This is a genomic window from Sphaerisporangium cinnabarinum (genome assembly GCF_055567015.1).
The window spans coordinates 33,939-52,551 of record NZ_JBVHRG010000008.1; the positions used below are offsets into that span (position 1 = coordinate 33,939).

The following is an 18,613-nucleotide window of genomic DNA, read 5'->3' on the forward strand; positions in this document are numbered from 1 at the left end:
TCTCGGGTGCGGGGTCTCCTGCCACCCTACGAGCCCGGGAGCGGGCGGCGCGTGGCACGCTGGACGCATGTCCCGCCGCGAGCTCGTCGTCCTGGGGACGGCCAGCATGGTCCCGACCCGCACGCGCAACCACAACGGGTACGTGCTGCTCTGGGACGACGAGGCGATCCTCTTCGACCCCGGCGAGGGCACCCAGCGGCAGATGACGTTCGCCGGGGTGTCGGCGACCGATCTCACGCGCATCGCGATCACCCACCTGCACGGCGACCACAGCCTCGGGCTCGCGGGCGTCTCCCAGCGCATCAGCGGCGACGGGGTGCGGCACCCGATCGGGGTGACCTACCCGGCGTCGGGCCAGCGGTGGGTGAACCACCTGCTCGACGCGAGCGCCCACTACCGCCGCGGGCACCTGGAGCTCCAGCCGCTCACGACGGACGGCGTGGTCCCGCCCGTCCCCGGCCGCCCCGAGCCGGGCTTCACGCTCCGCGCCGAGCGCCTCGACCACACGATCGAGGCCATGGGCTACCGTCTCGACGAGCCCGACGGCCGGTCGCTCGACCCTGCGCTCCTCGCCCGCCACGGGCTCGCGGGGCCGGTCGTGGGCGAGCTGCAGCGCGCGGGCCGCGTCACGACGCCCGACGGCCGGACCGTCACCCTCGACGACGTGAGCGGCCCCCGGCCCGGCCAGTCGTTCGCGTTCGTCATGGACACACGCCTGTGCGACGCCGTGCACCGGCTCGCGGACGGCGTCGACCTGCTCGTCATCGAGTCGACCTTCCTCGACCGCGACCGCGAGCAGGCGGAGCGCTGGGGCCACCTCACGGCCCGGCAGGCAGCGACGGTCGCGGCCGAGGCGGGCGTCCGCTCGCTCGTGCTCACGCACTTCTCGCAGCGCTACCCGGACCCGACGGAGTTCTGGCGCGAGGCCCGCGAGGTGTTCGACGGCGAGCTCACCGTCGCGCAGGACCTCGACCGCGTGCGGGTCCCCCACCGCCGCCGGCCCGCCTGACGCCGACGAGCCGACCGCCCGAGGACCACGGCTCTACCTCGCGGGACCAGGGCTCTACCTCGCGGGACCAGGGCTCTACCTCGGCGAGGTAGAGGCCCGGTCGCGCGAGGTAGAGGTGGGGTCGCGGGGTCAGCGGGTCAGTCGCCGCGGGCGCGGCGGGTCGCGCGGTCGTTGGCGCGCTGGATCGCCTCGACGAGCTCGTCCTTGGTCATGGTCGAGCGACCGTCGACGTCGAGCCGGCGCGCGACGTCGAGCAGGTGCTCCTTGGTCGCGTTCGCGTCGACGCCGCCCGCGGTCTCGGCGCTCGCGTCGAGCCCGCCCTCTTCGGCGCGCTCGTCGGACGGGCCGGGCTCGTCCTTCGGCTCCCAGTGGTCGCCGATCTTCTCGTGCGTGTGCTTGAGCGCGGCGAACGCCACGCGCCGCGCGCGCTCCTCGGAGCCGTACTGCTCCATCGCGGCGTCGTAGGCCTTCGCGAACGTGCGCTGCGCCTTCTCGTCCGAGCGCTGCAGCGTGCTGGGGATCTCGGACTGCTTCGCGTCGCCGTCGCGCGTCGTCTTCGGCACGGGTCACCTCCTGCTGCCCGACGGCGGTCGCCGCCTCCCCCGAGCGTCCCGCCCCGCGCGACGGCTCGCGCGCCGAACGGGGGCGTGCCCGCCGGGCGCGGCCTACGCTGCCGGGATGTCGAGCGTCCTGCGGTTCCGCGGCCGCATCGCGGGCTGGGGCACGGCGTCCGGGACGCGGGTCGTCGTCGGGCGCTGGGACGCGTCGCCGTTCGGCGCGTTCGCCGACGTCATGGTCGAGCGGCCCGACGGCGAGCGCATCCTCCTCGCGCCGTCGCGCCCGGTCGCGGAGCTCGTCGCGTCGACCTACCGCTTCGACCGGGTCGTCCTGGTGCCGGTCGCCGTCACGGACGAGCCGACTCACGCGGCGGGCGCACCACCGGGCCGCGGCCGCCTGCCGGGCTGGCACGTGGTGGCCGGCCCGCTCGAGGCGCGGCTCGCCGTCGGGCCGCGGACGTTCCTGGGGCACGTGCTGCGCGCGGTGCCCCGCCGCGTCGCGACGTCGCGGCACGCGACCGTGCTCACCGACCCCGTCGCGCGCGTGCTGCTGCGCGGCGTCCGGACGCGGGGCAGCGCGGGGCCGGGGCGCACCGAGCACTACGGCGCGACGGACGTCCACGCGCTCCTCGCCGCGCGGACGCGGTGGGACGGCGGCTCGCTCGGCGGCCTGCGCGACGTCGTCCCGCCGGTCCGGTTCGGGTTCGGGTCGACCCCGACCTGGCCGAGCGTGACCGACGTCGTCACGACGATCGTCGTGCGCTGATCCCCCGGAGGCGGACGGGACGAGACGCGAGACCGGGGCCGCGCGCCGGACGACGAGCGTCTCGGCACACGACCCCGGTGCGACCGGACCGGCCCTCAGACCCCGCGGGCCGCGAGCCAGCCCGCGAGCCGGTCGGGACGGTCGGTGATGATCGCGTCCACCTCGAGGTCGACGGCGGCGGCCCAGTGCGCGGGCTCGTCGAGCGTCCAGACCGCGACCTCCAGACCGGCGTCGTGCAGGCGCTGCACGAGCCCCGGGTCCTCGAGGAGGAGCGCGCCCATCGGGTTGCACGTGACCACGTCGAGCTCGGCGCACCGCGCGAGCACGTCGTCGAGCGCCACGACGAGCAGCCCACGGCGCAGGCCCGGGTCGGCCTCGCGCAGCGCCGCGACCGTCTCGGGCCAGAAGCTCTGCGCCACGACCCGGTCGGCGATGCCCGCGAAGCGGATCGGCCCCGTGACGCGCCGCACCTGCTCGACGGTCCACGACCCCTTGAGCTCGAGCAGCAGGTCCATCCCCGGTCGCCGCACGAGGAGGTCGACGACCTCGGCGAACGTCGGCACGCGCTGGCCGCCGAACGCCGGGGAGAACCACGACCCGGCGTCGAGCGCCCGGATCGCCGCGCGGTCGAGCCGTGCGACCGTCCCGCTGCCCGACGTCGTCGCGTCCACGGTGTCGTCGTGGATGACGACGGGCTCGCCGTCGGCCGTGAGCTGCACGTCGATCTCGATGCTGTGCGCACCGGCCCGCCACGCCGCCTCGAACGCGGCGAGCGTGTTCTGCGGGGCGACCGAGCTGTTGCCGCGGTGCGCGATGACGCGCGGGGGCGCGGCCCGTCCCGGCGCGGCGTCCGTGGGCGCGAGGGCGGTCGCCGTCACAGGTACGGCTCCACGTTCTCGGTGTACGCGGTCTCGATGCGCGGCGCGACGGACTCGAACGCGGCCGCCGGGTCGGCGCCCTCGATGACGATCTGCTCGATCGCCTCGTTGAGCAGCGCGTCGGCGCCCGGGATGAAGACGCGCGCGTCGTCCTGCGGGCGCGCCTTGTCGGCGAGCTGGTCGACGGCCGTGCGGAACTGCGGCGTCGCCTCGTAGATGGCCTTCATGGTGTCGGACTCGACGGCCGACGTCCGCACCGGCATGTAGCCCGTGTTCTGCGAGAAGTACGCGGTGTTCTCGGTGTTCGTGAGGAACGCGAGGAACATCGCCGCGGCGAGCTGCTGCTCGGGCGACTTCGACGCCGGGATGGCGAGACCCGTCCCGCCCGTCGGGGTGCCGCCGCCGTCGGGGCCGTCGGGCAGGTAGGCCGTGCCCACCTCGAACGACGCCGCGTCGAGCGCGCCCTTGAGCGAGCCCGTCGAGCCGATGGTCGAGGCGATGAGACCCGACGAGAAGTCGACCATCGCGTCGTCCGCGGAGAGCGTCGCGACGCCCTTCTCGTGGAAGAGGTCGTGCAGGAACTGGCCGCCCGCGACCGACTCCTCCGAGTCGAGCGTGAGGTCGAACCCGTCGGAGTACGCGCCGCCCTGGCCCCAGATCATGTTCTCGAACCACCACGCGCCCCACGACGGGCCCGTGGACAGGCCGAGCGTCGAGCCGCCGGACGGCACGAGCGGCTTGAGGGACGCGTCCCACTGCTCGAGCTCCTCCCACGTCTCGGGGCCGCGGTCGGGCAGGCCGGCCGCCGTCCACAGGTCCTTGTTGTAGTAGAAGAGCGGCGTCGAGCGCGCGTAGGGCACGGCCCAGTGCTGGTCGTCGTACTCGTAGTCCGCGTAGAGCGCGGGCTGGAAGTCGTCCGCGTCGGCCTCGACGAACTCGAGCACGTCGTCGAGCGGCAGGATCTGGTCGTTGAGGTGGTAGCGGAACCACCAGACGTCGGACGCGATGACGACGTCGGGCAGCTCGTCGGTCTGCGACGCGGCCTGGAAGCGCTGCGCGACCTCGTCGTAGTTGGCGCCGGCGGTCACGAGGTTGACCGTGATGCCGGACTCCTCCTCGAACCGGTCGATGAGCTCCTGCTCGATCTCCTGCGACGTGCCGGGGTGGTTGCTCCACCAGGTGATCTCGGACGCGGGCTCGACGGCCGACCAGTCGACGGCCTCGGCCGTCGCGTCGTCGCCCGCGGTGCCGGCGCCGTCGGCCCCGGCGACGCTCGGGCCGGCGCACGCGGTGAGCGCGAGGGCGGTGACCGCCGTGAGGGCGGTGGCGGCGGCGCGGGCCCGACGGCGGCGCGCGCCGGGTGCGGTGCGGTGGGACACAGGTGCTCCTTCAGGTCGTGCACCGGGTCTCGGTGCGCTTCGGGGAACCCGGACCGCTGCGGGCGGGCCGGGGAGTCTGGTGTCGGGCGGGTGCGCGCCGGTCAGCCGGTGACGGCACCTGCGGTGAGGCCCGCGACGAGGCGGCGCTGCAGGACGAGGAAGACGACGAGGATCGGCAGCGTCACGACCACGGTCGCGGCGAGCAGGACGCCCCAGTTCGTCATGCCGTCGGTGTTCTGCAGCAGCGTGAGGCCGACGGGGAGGGTCATCTTGTCGGGCCGGTCGATGACGAGGAACGGCCACAGGTAGTCGTTCCACTCCGTCACGACCGACACGAGCGCGACGGCCGCGAGCGTCGGCGTGCTCATCGGCACGACGAACCGCCACAGCTTGCGCCAGTGCCCCGCGCCGTCGAGCTCGGCGGCCTCGAGGATCGAGCGCGGCAGCGTGAGGAAGTGCTGGCGGAACAGGAACGTCCCGAACGCGCTCGCGAGGCCCGGCACGAGGATGCCCTGGTACGTGTTGAGCCACCCGAGGCTCGCGACGAGCGTGTAGTTGGGGATGATCGTGATCTGCGGCGGGATCATGAGCGTCGCGATGACGAGCCCGAACACGACCTTCTTGAACGGGAAGTCGAGGAACACGAGCGCGTACGCGCACGTGAGACCCAGCGCGACCTTGAGACCCGCGCCCACGATCGTGATCCCGACGCTGTTGAGCAGCAGGCGCCCGAGCGGGATCGAGTCCGCGGCCTGCGCGTAGTTGTCGAGGTTCACGCTGCCCGGGAGCCACTGCAGCGGGACGGTGTACAGCTCGGCGGGCGTCTTCATGCTCGCGAGCACCATCCACACCAGGGGCGCACCGAGCACGACGGTCGCGAGCACCAGGGCGAGGTACCCGCCCGGCTGGAGGGCCCGGCGTCGGGCACGGGGAGCGCGCGGCGGGCGGGACGCGAGGGCGGCGGGCGTGGCGGGCGCCGTCTCGGGACGGGCGGGCGCGACGGCGCTCATGCGTAGTGGACCTTCCGCTGGACGAACCGCATCTGCACCGCGGTCACCGCGAGCAGCACGAGGAACAGGACCGTGGCGACCGCCGACGCGTACCCGGCGCGCCCGTTGACGAAGCTCTCCTCGTAGATCGAGTACATGAGCGTCGTCGTCGAGCCGAGCGGGCCGCCCTGCGTCATCGCCTTGATGATGTCGAAGGACTGGAGCGACGCGAGGAGCATCGTCACGACGAGGAAGAACGTCGTCGGGGTGAGGAGCGGCAGGATGATCGAGCGCAGCGTCCGCGCCGACGACGCGCCGTCGAGCGCGGCCGCGTCCTTGAGGTCCTGCGGCACCGACTGGAGTCCCGCCAGGTAGATGAGGGCGACGTACCCGAGGTTCTTCCACAGGTAGACGACGACGATCATCACGAGCGGCCACGGGCGCTGCGTGTACCACTGCGGCGACGCGACACCGACCCAGCCGAGCAGCTCCTGGACCAGCCCGTACCGCGGGTCGAACATGAACAGCCACAGGATCCCGACCGCGAAGCCCGACAGCACGTACGGCGCGAACGCGACGGTCCGGGCGACGCCGCGGCCGCGCAGCCTGCGGTTGAGCAGCAGCGCCAGCCCCAGGCCGAGGACCATCGCGCCGCCGACCGTGGCGAGCGTGAACGCGAGCGTCGTCGTGACGATGCGGCCCGTCGTCGGGGCGGTGAACCACTCGACGTAGTTGCCCAGCCCGACCGGCCGCGCGACCGGCGACCCGAGGTTCCACTGGAGCGTCGAGAGGTAGAAGCTCTGCAGCAGCGGCCGGTAGACGAACACCAGCAGCAGCAGGACGTTCGGGCCCGCGAGCAGGAGCGCCCACAGCAGGTTCCGCCGACGGCGGCGCGCACCCAGGCGGCTGCGGTGCAGCGTCTGGGACTCGCGGTCGGTGCCCGACGACGTCGGGCCGGCAGGCGGTCCGGGGCGGGTGGTGCCCGGGCCGGCGGCCGGGGAGGTCGCGCCCGGGGACGCGCCTCCCGGCGCGCCCGAGGAGCCCGGAGACTCCGGGGTGAGAACGGTGGTCACAGCACAGGTCCGCTCGTCCGAGGGTGCAGGTCACGGCCGGCGCGGCACCCGTCCTGCGGGTGGGCGGCCACTCGGAGCATAGGAAGGGACGGCGCCGGTTTTGTCCGTGAATGTGCAGGTGCGGGGACGCCGGTCGGGCAACGTTCACCGAGCCGTGCCCGCCGCGCCACCCACGCCTGTGGAGCGGTCACGCGGTGGACACCTCGTGACGCGTCGTCCACAGGGCGGGACGGACGGTTCCGCGTCGCGCGGCGTTTCGCTAGGTTCGTGGCGTTCGCGCGGTGCCGCCCGGTCCGGGCCGCGCCGCCCGGTTCGCGGGCAGGGGGTCTGGTGAGTCGTACGCGTCATGCGCCGGTCGAGGAACGACCGGCAGGAACGGTGAGCGCCCGAGCGCTCCGGTCGAGGAGCAGTGCCCGACGGCGAGCGCTCGCCCTGGGCGTCGTCGTGACAGCCGGGTGCCTGGTCGCCGGGTGCACCGGCGGGGGTGACCCCGCACCGTCACCGCCGGTCGAGACGTCGGCCGAGCCGTCCGTCACGGAGCCGCGCGAGCCCGAGCCGACCACGACCGGGCCTCCGAAGCCCGAACGGCCCGCGGCCATGGAGCGCGACGACGCCGAGGGTGCTGCTGCGGCGGCGGAGTACTTTCTCGGGCTCTACTCGGACATGATGTCGAGTCAGGTCAGCGCCGAGTGGGAAGCTATGTCACACGCGGAGTGCGGGTACTGCGCGGCTTCCCTAGACAAGGTCAATTGGCTCCGAGAATCCGGAAGCGCCTATGAGGGCGGTCGCATCACGCTGAACGTGGACGACCCTTACAAGTATGTGAGAGATCCACAGACTGGTGTCTTTCCGCTGGACGGGGCGCTCTCCCAGGATGCCTTAGAGGTCACCGGTGCTGATGGATCGGAGGTCGCCAGCGAGCCGGCGACCTCCATGGCGGTTCGGATAGAAGTTGGGAAGTCGGATGGCAATTGGGTGATTGTTGAGATTGCGCCGCTCCCTGAGGATGGTGCCTAGTGCCGTCCCTCCAGACTCTAGGCGTGGTCGCAACGAGTGGTCTGGCGCTCGCGCTCCCCCCAGGCGACTGGAGCACCACTGGGGACATCGAGGGTCAGAACGTATCCGTAGAAGCGGAGGTCCAAACTCGAGGCGGACGCGACCACGAAACGGGACGCCCTGGCACGCCAGCGACAGAAGAGTACTTTCGCGCGGCGCAGACGACGTGCGCACTATTCAGTGGCCTCGACGACCCCACGTCCGACCTCTCGGGCCGCTGCGCCGAATGGGAGCGGCTCGTCACCGAAGGGCTCGAGTGCGACGCGAACTCCTACTACCTGGGCGCGTTGTACCGCCAGACCCGTGAGGTCGCCGCGGACGGCACGCCTGGCGAATGGTCGGCAGCAGGCGCACCCGTGGCCGACCAGTCGTGCGTGACGCCTGCTGACCTCGCTGACGAAGCAGCACGAGCGCTCGCCACCCTGACGCTCGCACCATCACCCGTCGTCGTGCAGCCGCCGGACGGCTGGACGGTTGTCAACGTGCCGACGATCACCTTCACCGAGCCCGGCGAGCAGGTGCTCGACACGACGCTGCTGGGCATCCCGGTCCAGATCCGGGCGACCCCACGGTCGTTCACCTGGGACTACGGCGACGGGAGCGGCCCGGTGACGACGACCGACCCGGGCGCCGCGTACCCGCACCACACGGTCGCGCACACCTACGAGCAGCCGGCGGACCGGGTGGAGATCACGCTGACCACGACATGGTCCGGTCAGTTCCGGATCACCGGCACCCCGGACTGGACCGACGTCAGCGGCACCGCGACGACGTCGAGCACGGCCGACCCGCTCCGGGTCTACGAGGCCCGGTCGCGTCTCGTCACCGACGACCTCCCGGGCGGATGACGCGCACCGCCGCGCACCCCGGCCCCGGCGTCCGGGTGCGAGGGTGCGCGGCGGTGCAGCACGCACGGGACCGTGCCCGCCCGTGGCTCCGGCGCGTCGCGACGGTGCGGGAAGGCGCGCCCCGACGCTCACCCGAGGGACACCTCGACCCCGCCCGAGAAGAAGGAGTCGTGGAGCGTGACGCTCTGGGGGACGGCGTCGGCGGGGACGTCGAACACCACGGTGCCCTCGACGCTGTTGCCCGGGTTGATGTCGGTGAGGAACGAGTTCGCGTCGCCGAGGTAGATCGCCGCGCTGGTGTCGGCGGAGTGCTCGCGCCCGGCGGTGTCGACGAGCTTCTGGCTGCTGCCGTCGAACATCTGCGCCTGGTCGCCGATGTTCGTCACCGTGACGTGCACGAGCACGAACTGGCCCTGTGCCTGCGCGTTGAGGAACTCGTCCCCGACGGTGGGGACCCCCGTCTCCACGGACGTCACCGTGAACTCGAACTTGCCGTCGCGCACCGGGGTGCCGACCCCGGCCGCCGCGGGTTCCGGAGCGGGCTCCTCGGCCGGCGCCTCGGGGGCAGGCTCGGCGGGGTCCTGCGGCGCGCTCGACCCCGCGACCGGGGCAGGCGCCTCGGGCTCGTCCCCTCCCCCGCCGCCGAGAGCGGCCCCGATCACGGCGAGGATGACGACCACCCCGAGGCCCGTGAGGACCTTGTGCCGCGCGAACCAGCTCTTGCGCGGCGGGACGCCCGGCGCCTGCCCCGCGAACGCGGCCGCAGCCGGCCGCCCCGGCTGCCCCGGAGAGCCGGGCTGACCGGCCCAGCCCGCCTGACCGGGTCGGGCTCCGTGCGGCGTCGGGCCGGCTGCCCCGGGGGTGCCCGGACCCAGGGGCGACGTGTAGGGATGGCCCGGGGGCGGCGTCGGGCCGGGCTGGGCCGGGTACGCGCCCGGCTGGTCGGGGCGCTGGCCCTCGTGCGGTGCGGACATCGTGGTCTCCTCGGTGCGTCGTGGTCGCTGCGTTCGAGGTCGATCGTGGCCGCGCGGCGCCCTCTGCCGGATCGCCCGACCGGCTCGTCCGGGCCGGCCGACCGGAGGAGATCCGGGCCGGTCGCGCGAGCCGGTCGGCGGAGGCCGGGCGTCGGCGCCCGTGCGTATGCTCGCCGCATGTACCCCCCGCCGCAGCAGCCGGGCGGCCCCGCGGTGCCGCCGGGCGCCGCGCCTCCACCGGGCTACCCGGCGCCCGGCCACCCGGGTGCCCCGCCACCCGGGTATCCCGGGTCCGCCCGACCGACGGCGCCGACCGGCCCGCTCGTCGCCAACGCCCCTCTCGGCCCCGCCCCGCCGCAGCCGCACTACGGCGTGCACCCGGCGCCGTCCCCCCGCCCCGGGCGGGCACTGCGAGCCTGGTCGGTCGTCGGAACCGTGGGCGCGGTCGCTGCCACGTTCGCCGTCGGGATGATCAGCACCACGTTCTCCTCGATGCGGCACGGCGACGCCATCACCGGTGCACAGCTCGCCTTCTTCTTCTTCTGCCTGTTCGTGCTCTCCGGGGTGTGCGCGGCGGTGGTCTGGCGCGCGCGCTACCCGCTCGTCGTGTGCCTCGCCACGGCAGCGGCCGGGATCCTCACACCCGTCGGCGCCCTGGCTCCCCTGCTCGCGTTGCCCTTCGTGCTCGCCCGCGAGCAACGGCGTCGGGTCGTCGCCGGGTGCGTCGCCGCGACCGTCCTCGCCGTCACCGCGTCGCTGTGGCGCGACGCCGCCCGCGACGGCGACGCCGTGATCTTCGCCGCGACGTCCCTCGAGGACGGGAGCAGGTCGTACCTCGGGGCGGCCGGCTACGTGATCATCGGTGTTCTGGCGGTGGCAGCGTCGTTCGGCGCGGGTCTGGTGCGCCGCTACGCGGGGCAGGCGCACGTCGCCCAGCAGACCGCCGCCGTGGAGACCCGGCGCGCCGAGACGTTGCGCGCGCACGCGGAGGACCTGCGCAGCCAGACCGACCACCTGCGCACCGAGCTGTCGCGGCAGGACGAGCGCGAGCTCATCGCGCGCGAGATGCACGACACCGTCGCGCACAACCTGTCGGTCATGTCGTTGCAGGCGTCGGCGCTCGAGGTGACGACCGAGGACCCGGAGGTGGCCGACGCCGCCCGGACCATGCGCTCGTCCGCCCACCGTGCGCTGGAGGAGATGCGGGCGCTCATCACGTCGCTGCGCGACGGCGCGGAGCAGTACACGGGCTCTGCGCCGGCGCTCGGCGACCTCGCCACGCTGCTCGACGAGGCGCGCTCGTCGGGCGTCGACCTCGCCGCGACCGTGTTCGTCACGGACGCGGACTCCGCGCCGCCGGCGCTCACGCGCGCGGTGTACCGGGTGGTGCAGGAGGCGCTGACGAACGTGATGAAGCACGCCCCGGGCGCCCGCGCGGACGTCGACGTGCGCGCCCGGCCCGGCGACGGCGTCGACCTCACGGTCCGTAACGCGCTCACCGCGGACGCCCTGGGCGTCCCGGGCAGCGGCACCGGGATCGTCGGGATGCGCGAGCGCTGCGAGGCGCTCGCCGGGACGTTCTCGGCGGGGATCGAGGACGGCGGGTTCGTCGTCCGGGCCCACCTGCCGTGGGACCGGCCCCGGGCCTGACCGCGGCACGACCCGATCCTCCAAGAAGCGGGCCCGGGCGGACGAGCGCGACTCCCGGCCCGGACGGACGACCGCGGTGCCGCCCATCGGCCGGGCGGCACCGCGGTCTGCGGGTCAGGAGGCGACTACGCGCAGGTGAGCGCCTCGTACGCGGCCGTCACCTCCATCGTCGTGCCCGCGACGTCGGTGACCGCGACGAGCGCCTCGCCCGCCGCGAGCACTCCGCCGCGCACCTTGAACGACTGGTACGCGCTCTTGCCCGGGTCCACCTGGGCGAACACCCGCTCGCCGTGCGGGGTGGTGAGGGCGACGGAGACGGTCTCGTCGCCGTCGTTCGTCGCGCGGACGGCGAGATAGGGCGTGCCGCCGAGGCAGCGGGGCTGCGCGGTGACGGTGACCTGCGGGTCGACGGGCAGCGCCTCGGCCGGGAAGACGTCGAGCGCGTCGAGCTCGGTGTACCAGGTGAGCTTGGTCAGGGTGACGGTGTTCCACCCCTGCTGGAGCTCGACCTGGTGCGTGACGGACTGCCAGTTGCCCCACGTGGTGTGCGGGAAGGTGACGACGCCCGCGTCGGCGCCGTTGACCGTGACGGTGCTCGACGACGGCAGCGTGTACCCGCCGCGCTCCGAGCCGTTCGCGAACCGCACGCCGAGCGTGTACGACCCGGCCTCGTCGGCGTGCACCTGGAGGGCGACCGAGCTGTCGAGGAAGTCGAGCCCGCCGACCTTCTGCCCGCCCGACGCCCCGCCCGCGCTCCCGACGGAGCCGCGCGTGATGACGCCGTCCTCGAACTCGTACCGCGTCGCGTCGGACGGGATGACGGGCGGCGCCGACGGGCGCGGGTCGCGCGTCGCGGGGTAGACGTCGAACGCGTCGAGCTCGGTGAAGAACGTCGCGCGCGTCAGCGTGATCGTGTTGGTGCCGGCGACGAGGTCGACGAGGTGCTCCGACGTCTGCCAGTTGCCCCACGTGGTGTGCGGGAAGACGACGGTCTCCGTCACCTCGCCGTTCACGGCGAGCGTCCCGGTGGAGGGGACGCGCGTCGAGCCGTCCTGCGAGCCGTTCGCGAACCGGATGCCGAGCAGCGCCGGCCCCGCCGCGTCGGCGTGCACCTCGACCGTCACGGAGGAGTCCGCGAAGTCCAGGCCGCCGACCTTCGCCCCGCCCGACGCCCCGCCGTCGGCCACGACGCGCGCGTTCGTCACGACGCCGTCCTCGGCCTGGTAGCGGTCGGACGCCTGCGGGACGGACGGGACGCCGTCGGCCGACCACTCGAGGTCCGCGACGTACATGGCGCGGTACGTGAACGTCGCGTTCCAGCCGTGGAAGACGATCGCGTCCGAGCCGTCCGGCGCGGTGACGACGTCCTGGCCGCCCGGGCCGCGCACGTCGCCCTGGAAGCGGTCGCTCGTCATGAGCTCCGTCGTCGCCTTGGTCCACGGGCCGGCCAGGCTCGGCGCCGTCGCGTACGACGTGCGGTAGGCACCGCCGTAGAAGTCGTTCGCGGAGTAGAAGAGGTAGTAGGTGCCGTCGCGCTCGACGACCGTCGGCGCCTCGACGACGCGGCCCTCGTACGCCGTGTCGACGCGGATCAGCTCGGTGGCCGGCCCGGTGAGGGTGGTGCCGTCGGGCGACAGCGGCTGGGCGAAGATGATCGCCGTCTTGCCGGTGCAGCAGTTCCCGTCGGCCTTCCACAGCAGGTAGAGCTGGTCGCCGTCGACGAACGTCCCGGCGTCGATCGCGCCTCCGAGGTCCTCGGTGCCGTCCTCGCCGTTGGGGCAGACGAACGGGTCGGCGCCGACGGGCTCGAACGGCCCCTCGGGCGAGTCGGAGAGCGAGAGGCCGATGCACTGGCGCGGCGACGTCGCGTCACGCGCCGTGTAGTAGAGAGCGTACCCGCCCTCGACCGCGGCGACCTCGGGCGCCCAGACGCAGCGGTCGGTGGCGCCGCCCGGCGAGAAGGTGCACGCCTCGCTGACCCAGGCGCCCAGGTCGGGGGCGACGTCGTTCGGGGCGCTCCACGTGACCAGGTCCGTCGAGGTGCGGTGCTGCACGTTCCGGCCCTGGTCGTTCGTCGCGTAGGCGTGGTAGACGCCGTCGACGAGCAGGATGTCCGGGTCGGGGAAGTTGGCGTCGACGACCGGGGAGATCGTCGGGGCGACGGCGGCGGAGGCTGCAGTGGGTGCGGCGGTCGCCGCTGACGGGGCGGCAGTCGCGGCGGCGGCGCCCGAGACCACCAGCCCGAGCGCGACCAGCGCACCCGTGACAGCGGTGGCACGCGTGCGCGCCCGGGACAGGGAGAGCTTCATGGGGTGTCTCCTCGACGGTGAGGGGGCAAGAACCCGGGACGGCGTCGACCTCGGGGATTCGAGTCTCCCGGGCGGCTTCACACAAGTCAACAACTTCTCGCAAGAGTCAACAAAGTCCTCGCGGGCCGGTGGCACGCAGGAGGCGGTGCTCACGCCCGACGGCGGTCCGGCAGCCCCGCAGCGACACGCAGCTCCGCGTACGCCGCGCCGAGCGTCGCGACCGTGTCGTGAGCGTTGAGGCCGCTCGGGTTCGGGAGCAGCCACACCCGCGCCGGACCGAGGCGCCGCTCCTGCGGCCCCGCCGCGGCACGGCGCTCCGCGAACGCCGTGCGGTACGCGCCGAGACCGAGGACCGCGACCCACCGCGGCCGGTACGTCTCCGCCGTCTCTACCAGACGGCGCCCGCCCGCCACGATCTCCTCCGGCGACAGCTCGTCCGCCCGCGCGGTCGCCCGCCGCACGACGTTCGTCATGCCGAGCCCGGCGTCGAGGAACGCGTCGCGCTCCCACGGCCCGAGCACCCGGTCGGTGAAGCCCGCCTCGTGCATCGCCTTCCAGAACCGCGTCCCCGGGTTCGCGAAGGGCAGCCCGACCGCCGCCGAGTACAGCCCGGGATTGATCCCGCAGAACAGCACGTCGAGGTCAGGCCGCAGCCAGTCCTCGATCTCACGGCCGCGCGCGGCGGCGAGGTCGTCGGCGGTCGGGCGCGCGTACGGCGGGTCGGTCGGCACCGGACCATCCTCGCCCGGACGTCAGCCCCAGGGCTGCCCGTACGCCTCGACGAGCTCGCGCACCTCGTCGTCGGTGAGGTGCCGCGTGTCGAGCCGGTCCCCCAGCAGCAGCCGGACGCGCGCCGCCTCCTCGATCTCGATCGCCCGGTCGACGGCCTCCGCGACCGTGCGCCCGGCCGCGATCGACCCGTGGTTCTGGAGCAGGGCGCCGTGGAAGCGCAGCGCGCTCCCCCGCACGCGCTCGGCCTGCGCCGGGTCGCCCGGCGCGGCGTACCGCACGAGCGGCACGTTGCCCACGCGCATGACGACGTACGGCGTGACCGGCGCGAACGCCGTGTGCTCGCGCCACGGAGCGAGGCACGACGCCGCGACGGCGCTCGGCGAGTGGAGGTGCACGACGCAGCGGTACTCCGGGTCGCGCGCGTACATCGCGAGGTGCAGCGGCCACTCCTTGGTGGGCCGCGGCGTCGGGCCGTCGCCCTCGGTGACGGGGGTGCCGTCGAGCGTCGTGCGGGCCATCTGCTCGGCGGTGAGGGTCGCGAGGGACGTGCCGCTCGCGCTCATGCGCACCTCGTCGCCGACGCGCACGGACACGTTGCCCGACGTCCCGGGCGACATCCCGCTCGCGGAGAGACCGCGCCCGGCGGCGAGCAGCTCCTCGACCAGGTCGCTCATGCGAGCTCCTCCCACGCGGTGACGAACAGGTCCTCGGTGCCGAAGTTGCCCGACTTGAGGACGAGGTTGACGTCGTCAGCCCCGCGGCGGCGACCGCGCAGCCAGGACACACCCGGGCTCAGGAGCTGCCCGACCTCGAGCACGTGCACCCCGAGCCCCTGGACGACGCTGCCCGACGTCTCGCCGCCCGCCACGACGAGCTGCGTCGCGCCCGCCTCCGCGAGGCGTGGCGCGAGCGCGGAGAACAGCCGCTCGACCACGGCCGACGCGTCGGCGGTCACCGCACGCCCGCGCGCGACGTCGTCCGGCTCGCCCACGGAGTACACGAGCACCGGTCGGTCGGGCTGCTCGGCCCAGCGCTCGCGCGCCCAGGCGAGGAGGCGCTCGACCTCCGCGTCCGGGTCCGCGAGCGCCGCCGCGACGTCGACCTTCTGGTGCGGCAGGTGCGGCATGGCCCCCCGGACCTGCGCCTGGGTGGCGCGCGACGCGCTGCCCGCGAGCACCGCGCGTCGGCCCGGGACGGCGGTGATGTCGCCGAGCGTCGCGCCCGTCGGGTCGAGGCCGAGGGCCAGCCCGGAGCCGCCCGTGACGAGCGGGGCGTCGGACGTCGCGCGGGCGACGACCGCGAGGTCGTCGTTGTCGATGCTGTCGACGACGACGTACCGCGCGCCGCCCGCCTCGGCCGCGACGATCGCGCCCCGCAGCGCCTGCTCGCCGGCCCGCACGACGCCGACCGGCACCTCGGCGACCGGGTGCGCGGTCTGCGCCGCGAGCAGGTTCGCGACGCGCGAGTCCCACATGGGGTTGAGCGGGTGGTCCTTCATGGGGCTGCGGTCGAGCGGGTCGTCCCCCACGAACAGGTGGCCGCGGAAGACGGTGCGGCCCGCGTCGGGGAAGCCCGGGACGACGACGGCGCTGCGCGCGCCGGTCTCCTCCATGAGCGCGTCCGCGACGGGCCCGATGTTGCCCTCGGGCGTGGAGTCGAACGTCGAGCAGTACTTGTCGTAGACCTGCGTGACGCCGAGCGCGGCGAGCGCGCGGTAGGCCGCGCGCGCCTGCTCCACCGCCTGGGGGGCAGGCGCGGAGCGGATCTTCAGCGCGACCACGACGGCGTCGTGGTCGGCGAGGTCCGCGAGCTCGTCCGGCCCCGGGACGCCCAGCACGACGGCGGTCCGCAGACCGCGGGCCCTCCAGTTGCCGGCGAGGTCGGTGGCCCCGGTGAAGTCGTCGGCGATCGCGCCGCGCATCGGTGTCTCCTCTGGTCGGTCGGGTCGTCGGCCGGGTCGTCGGTCGGGTCGTCGGTCGTCGCGGGCGGCACGGTCGACGCGCCGGGGCGGCTCGGGGCCGCGGTACGGCGTCACGCGTCGCCCGAGCGGATGCGCTCGGCCCACTCCACGACCTGGGGGTCGACGTGGTCGAGCACCTCGGACGAGGCCTCGGCCCACTCGGCGCGGTCGATCTCGTGCAGCTCGACGCCGCGCTCGACCAGGAAGTCGACGTTCTCCTGCCGCTCGGCGATCGACGTCTCGCGGTACCAGGAGGAGACGTCGTCGATCTCGGCGTCGACGATCGCGCGGAGGTCGTCGGGCCAGCCCTCGTAGGCGTCGGCCCAGACCTGGAAGTGGAAGTTGCCGAACACGTGCTCGGTGAGCGTGACGTGCGGCGCGACCTCGTAGAACGAGTTGAAGCGCACGACGTCGATCGGGTTCTCCTGGCCCTCGACCGCGCCCTGCTCGATCGCGGGGAACACCTCGCTGAGCGCGAGCGGCATGGGGCTCGCGCCGAGCGCGTGCCACGTGTCGAGGTAGGTCTGCTGGGTCGGGACGCGCAGCTTGAGGCCGCGCGCGTCGGCGAGCTCGGTGACGGGACGCTGCGTGTTGAGCACGCGGCCGCCGCGGTACATCTGGCCGAGCAGCAGGAACCCGGAGTCCTCCCGGATGGCCTCGATGATCTCGTCGCCGAGCGGGCCGTCCCAGACCTCGAGGAACTGGTCCTCGTCCTCGTAGAGGAACGGCACGCCCTCGATCGCGGCGAGGTCCGTGTAGCGCTCGAGCGAGCCGACGGACTCGACGACGATGTCCACGGCCCCGAACTCCAGACCCTCCTGCATGTCCTCCCAGCTCCCGAGCTGGGAGGCGGGGTAGACCTCGATCGTCACGCGGCCGTCGGAGGCGTCGGCGACCTGCTCGGACAGCCGGTTGGCGGCGCGGTCCTGCAGGCTCCCGGCGCCGTACGAGTGGCCGAGGCGGAGCAGCAGGTCGGGCTCGGGGCCGGTCGTCGTGGCCGTGCAGCCGCCGAGGGCGAGCGCGCTCGCGACGACCAGGGCGGCGACGCGACGGTGCGGCGCGGTGGTTCTCTTCCCCACGGGAAGCTCCTTCGTGTGCGGGGCGGGCGAGGGCGCGGGACGCCCTCGCCCGCCGGGGTGCTGGTGCCGGTGGCGGGTGTCGACCGTCGCGCCGGCTAGTACATGCCGGTGAGGACGGGGACGTACGTGACGAGGAACAGCAGGGCGACCGAGACGCCGAGCCACGGGAGCATGTCGCGCAGCGCCCGTTCCGCCGAGATCCCGGCGATCCGGCTCGTGATGAGCAGGTTGATCCCGACGGGCGGCGTGATGAGCCCGATCGCGAGGTTGATGACGACGATGAGCCCGAAGTGGACCGGGTCGACGCCCGCGGCCGTGACGATCGGCAGGAGGATCGGCGTGAAGATGATGATCGCCGCGTTGCCCTCGACGACCGTGCCGATGAGCAGCAGGATCACGTTGGCGACGAAGAGGATGAGCAGCACGTTGTCCGTGAGCCCGAGCACGGCGTCGGCGACGATCTGCGGCGTGCCGCCGGTCACGAGCGCCCACGAGTAGGCCTGTGCCATGGCGATGATGAGCATGATCGCGGCGACGAGCATCGTCGTCTCGCGCATCGCCTTGACGACCCGCTGCCAGGACAGCTCGCGGTAGACGACGACCCCGAGGATCACGGCGATGAGGACCGCGACCGCGCCGCCCTCCGTCGCGGTGAAGACGCCGAGCCGGATGCCGCCCAGCACGACGACGGGGATGAGCAGGGCCGGGAGCGCCTTGGCGGCGGTGCGCACGAGCTCGCGCGCACCCACGCCCCGCTCGGCCGGGTAGCCCTTCTTGCGGGCGACGAGCCAGCCCGTGACCAGGTACACGAGGCCGAACCCGAGGCCGATGTAGAGGCCGTGGAAGAACAGCGCGCTGATCGAGACCTCGGCGGCGACGCCGTAGATGATCATCGTGATGCTCGGCGGGAGCACGAGCGCGACGATCGACGCCGTCGCGGTGACCGACGCCGCGTCGCCGGGCGCGTAGCCGCGGCGCAGCATCTGGGGGATGAGGAGGCGGCCGACCGACGACGCGTCCGCGACCGCCGAGCCGGACATGCCGCCGAACGTGATGTTCGTGAGCACGTTGACGGCCGAGAGCCCGCCGCGGATCCGGCCGACGATCGCGTAGGCGAAGTCGATGAGGCGCTGGGTCACGCCACCCGCGTTCATGAGCGAGCCGGCGAGCACGAAGAGCGGGATCGCGAGGAGCGGGAAGGAGCGCATCCCGGCGACGAACCGCTGGGCGCCGACCTCGGGCGGCACGCCCTCGGCGGCGAGGCTCGCGAACGACGCGAGGCCGACGGCGACGCCCACCGGGGCGCCGATGACGAGGATGAGGAGGAGGAGCCCTCCGAGGATGAGGGGCATGG

At 73.8% G+C, this 18,613-nt stretch carries 17 protein-coding genes; 5 read left to right on the forward strand and 12 right to left on the reverse strand.

Going from position 1 to position 18,613, the window contains the following annotated elements:
• Positions 1-67 precede the first annotated feature (67 nt).
• The gene (locus tag ACZ4MO_RS12630; protein ID WP_175010118.1) at positions 68-1,009 is read left to right on the forward strand and encodes a ribonuclease Z; all 942 of its coding nucleotides are present in this window, start codon (positions 68-70) and stop codon (positions 1,007-1,009) included.
• A gap of 137 nt (positions 1,010-1,146) precedes the next feature.
• On the opposite strand, the gene ACZ4MO_RS12635 is transcribed toward ACZ4MO_RS12630, so the two are convergent.
• A complete protein-coding gene (locus ACZ4MO_RS12635; protein WP_175010119.1) occupies positions 1,147-1,572 on the reverse strand; it encodes a ChaB family protein in 426 nt (141 codons plus the stop codon).
• A 115-nt stretch (positions 1,573-1,687) separates the two neighbouring features.
• Here ACZ4MO_RS12635 and ACZ4MO_RS12640 point away from each other — a divergent pair, with 115 nt between their 5' ends.
• On the forward strand, positions 1,688-2,332 hold the full coding sequence (locus ACZ4MO_RS12640) for a hypothetical protein (RefSeq protein WP_175010120.1): 645 nt from the start codon (positions 1,688-1,690) through the stop codon (positions 2,330-2,332).
• Between the two features lie 95 nt (positions 2,333-2,427).
• On the opposite strand, the gene ACZ4MO_RS12645 is transcribed toward ACZ4MO_RS12640, so the two are convergent.
• The 4 genes from ACZ4MO_RS12645 to ACZ4MO_RS12660 form a co-directional block, all read right to left on the reverse strand.
• Entirely contained in the window at positions 2,428-3,210 is a 783-nt protein-coding gene (locus ACZ4MO_RS12645; RefSeq protein ID WP_175010121.1) for a glycerophosphodiester phosphodiesterase family protein, read from the reverse strand.
• Complete coding sequence (locus tag ACZ4MO_RS12650; RefSeq protein WP_175010122.1) at positions 3,207-4,589, reverse strand: extracellular solute-binding protein; 1,383 nt, start codon at positions 4,587-4,589, stop codon at positions 3,207-3,209. The genes ACZ4MO_RS12645 and ACZ4MO_RS12650 overlap by 4 nt, the downstream gene beginning before the upstream one ends.
• A gap of 101 nt (positions 4,590-4,690) precedes the next feature.
• Positions 4,691-5,599, reverse strand: coding sequence for an ABC transporter permease subunit (locus ACZ4MO_RS12655; RefSeq protein ID WP_175010123.1), 909 nt, complete (start codon positions 5,597-5,599; stop codon positions 4,691-4,693).
• Positions 5,596-6,651, reverse strand: coding sequence for a carbohydrate ABC transporter permease (locus ACZ4MO_RS12660; RefSeq protein ID WP_499279012.1), 1,056 nt, complete (start codon positions 6,649-6,651; stop codon positions 5,596-5,598). The genes ACZ4MO_RS12655 and ACZ4MO_RS12660 overlap by 4 nt, the downstream gene beginning before the upstream one ends.
• A gap of 444 nt (positions 6,652-7,095) precedes the next feature.
• On the opposite strand from ACZ4MO_RS12660, the gene ACZ4MO_RS12665 reads away from it, so the two are divergent.
• Both ACZ4MO_RS12665 and ACZ4MO_RS12670 read left to right on the forward strand, forming a co-directional pair.
• Positions 7,096-7,668, forward strand: a complete 573-nt coding sequence (locus ACZ4MO_RS12665; RefSeq protein WP_499279068.1) for a DUF6318 family protein — start codon at positions 7,096-7,098, stop codon at positions 7,666-7,668.
• Positions 7,669-8,081: 413 nt separating this feature from the next.
• Entirely contained in the window at positions 8,082-8,555 is a 474-nt protein-coding gene (locus tag ACZ4MO_RS12670) for a zinc transporter (protein ID WP_186810520.1), read from the forward strand.
• Positions 8,556-8,683: 128 nt separating this feature from the next.
• Here ACZ4MO_RS12670 and ACZ4MO_RS12675 read toward each other — a convergent pair whose 3' ends face one another.
• The gene (locus ACZ4MO_RS12675) at positions 8,684-9,529 is read right to left on the reverse strand and encodes a DUF4352 domain-containing protein (RefSeq protein ID WP_499279013.1); all 846 of its coding nucleotides are present in this window, start codon (positions 9,527-9,529) and stop codon (positions 8,684-8,686) included.
• 468 nt (positions 9,530-9,997) lie between these two features.
• On the opposite strand from ACZ4MO_RS12675, the gene ACZ4MO_RS12680 reads away from it, so the two are divergent.
• Positions 9,998-11,179 (forward strand): sensor histidine kinase, encoded by a 1,182-nt coding sequence (locus ACZ4MO_RS12680; RefSeq protein WP_499279015.1) that lies wholly within the window; start codon positions 9,998-10,000, stop codon positions 11,177-11,179.
• A 125-nt stretch (positions 11,180-11,304) separates the two neighbouring features.
• Here the strand turns inward: ACZ4MO_RS12680 and ACZ4MO_RS12685 are convergent, their stop codons facing one another.
• The 6 genes from ACZ4MO_RS12685 to ACZ4MO_RS12710 form a co-directional block, all read right to left on the reverse strand.
• Positions 11,305-13,488, reverse strand: coding sequence for a family 43 glycosylhydrolase (locus ACZ4MO_RS12685; protein WP_175009654.1), 2,184 nt, complete (start codon positions 13,486-13,488; stop codon positions 11,305-11,307).
• 149 nt (positions 13,489-13,637) lie between these two features.
• On the reverse strand, positions 13,638-14,219 hold the full coding sequence (gene mug, locus ACZ4MO_RS12690; RefSeq protein ID WP_175009655.1) for a G/U mismatch-specific DNA glycosylase: 582 nt from the start codon (positions 14,217-14,219) through the stop codon (positions 13,638-13,640).
• Positions 14,220-14,240: 21 nt separating this feature from the next.
• Entirely contained in the window at positions 14,241-14,894 is a 654-nt protein-coding gene (locus tag ACZ4MO_RS12695; RefSeq protein WP_175009656.1) for a class II aldolase/adducin family protein, read from the reverse strand.
• Positions 14,891-16,141, reverse strand: a complete 1,251-nt coding sequence (otnK, locus tag ACZ4MO_RS12700; protein ID WP_175009657.1) for a 3-oxo-tetronate kinase — start codon at positions 16,139-16,141, stop codon at positions 14,891-14,893. Before otnK ends, ACZ4MO_RS12695 begins: the two co-directional genes overlap by 4 nt.
• A gap of 110 nt (positions 16,142-16,251) precedes the next feature.
• Complete coding sequence (locus tag ACZ4MO_RS12705; RefSeq protein ID WP_186810475.1) at positions 16,252-17,259, reverse strand: DctP family TRAP transporter solute-binding subunit; 1,008 nt, start codon at positions 17,257-17,259, stop codon at positions 16,252-16,254.
• 95 nt (positions 17,260-17,354) lie between these two features.
• Positions 17,355-18,611: a TRAP transporter large permease gene (locus tag ACZ4MO_RS12710; RefSeq protein ID WP_021482371.1), complete on the reverse strand. Its 1,257-nt coding sequence runs from the start codon at positions 18,609-18,611 to the stop codon at positions 17,355-17,357.
• Between the last annotated feature and the right edge of the window lie 2 nt (positions 18,612-18,613).

Coding starts and splice junctions, on each gene's coding strand:
- ACZ4MO_RS12630 (WP_175010118.1), top strand. CDS start 68: ATGTCCCGCCGCGAGCTCGTCGTCCTGGGGACGGCCAGCATGGTCCCG.
- ACZ4MO_RS12640 (WP_175010120.1), top strand. CDS start 1,688: ATGTCGAGCGTCCTGCGGTTCCGCGGCCGCATCGCGGGCTGGGGCACG.
- ACZ4MO_RS12695 (WP_175009656.1), bottom strand. CDS start 14,894: ATGAGCGACCTGGTCGAGGAGCTGCTCGCCGCCGGGCGCGGTCTCTCC.
- ACZ4MO_RS12710 (WP_021482371.1), bottom strand. CDS start 18,611: ATGCCCCTCATCCTCGGAGGGCTCCTCCTCCTCATCCTCGTCATCGGC.
- ACZ4MO_RS12655 (WP_175010123.1), bottom strand. CDS start 5,599: ATGAGCGCCGTCGCGCCCGCCCGTCCCGAGACGGCGCCCGCCACGCCC.
- ACZ4MO_RS12680 (WP_499279015.1), top strand. CDS start 9,998: ATGATCAGCACCACGTTCTCCTCGATGCGGCACGGCGACGCCATCACC.
- otnK (WP_175009657.1), bottom strand. CDS start 16,141: ATGCGCGGCGCGATCGCCGACGACTTCACCGGGGCCACCGACCTCGCC.
- ACZ4MO_RS12685 (WP_175009654.1), bottom strand. CDS start 13,488: ATGAAGCTCTCCCTGTCCCGGGCGCGCACGCGTGCCACCGCTGTCACG.
- ACZ4MO_RS12675 (WP_499279013.1), bottom strand. CDS start 9,529: ATGTCCGCACCGCACGAGGGCCAGCGCCCCGACCAGCCGGGCGCGTAC.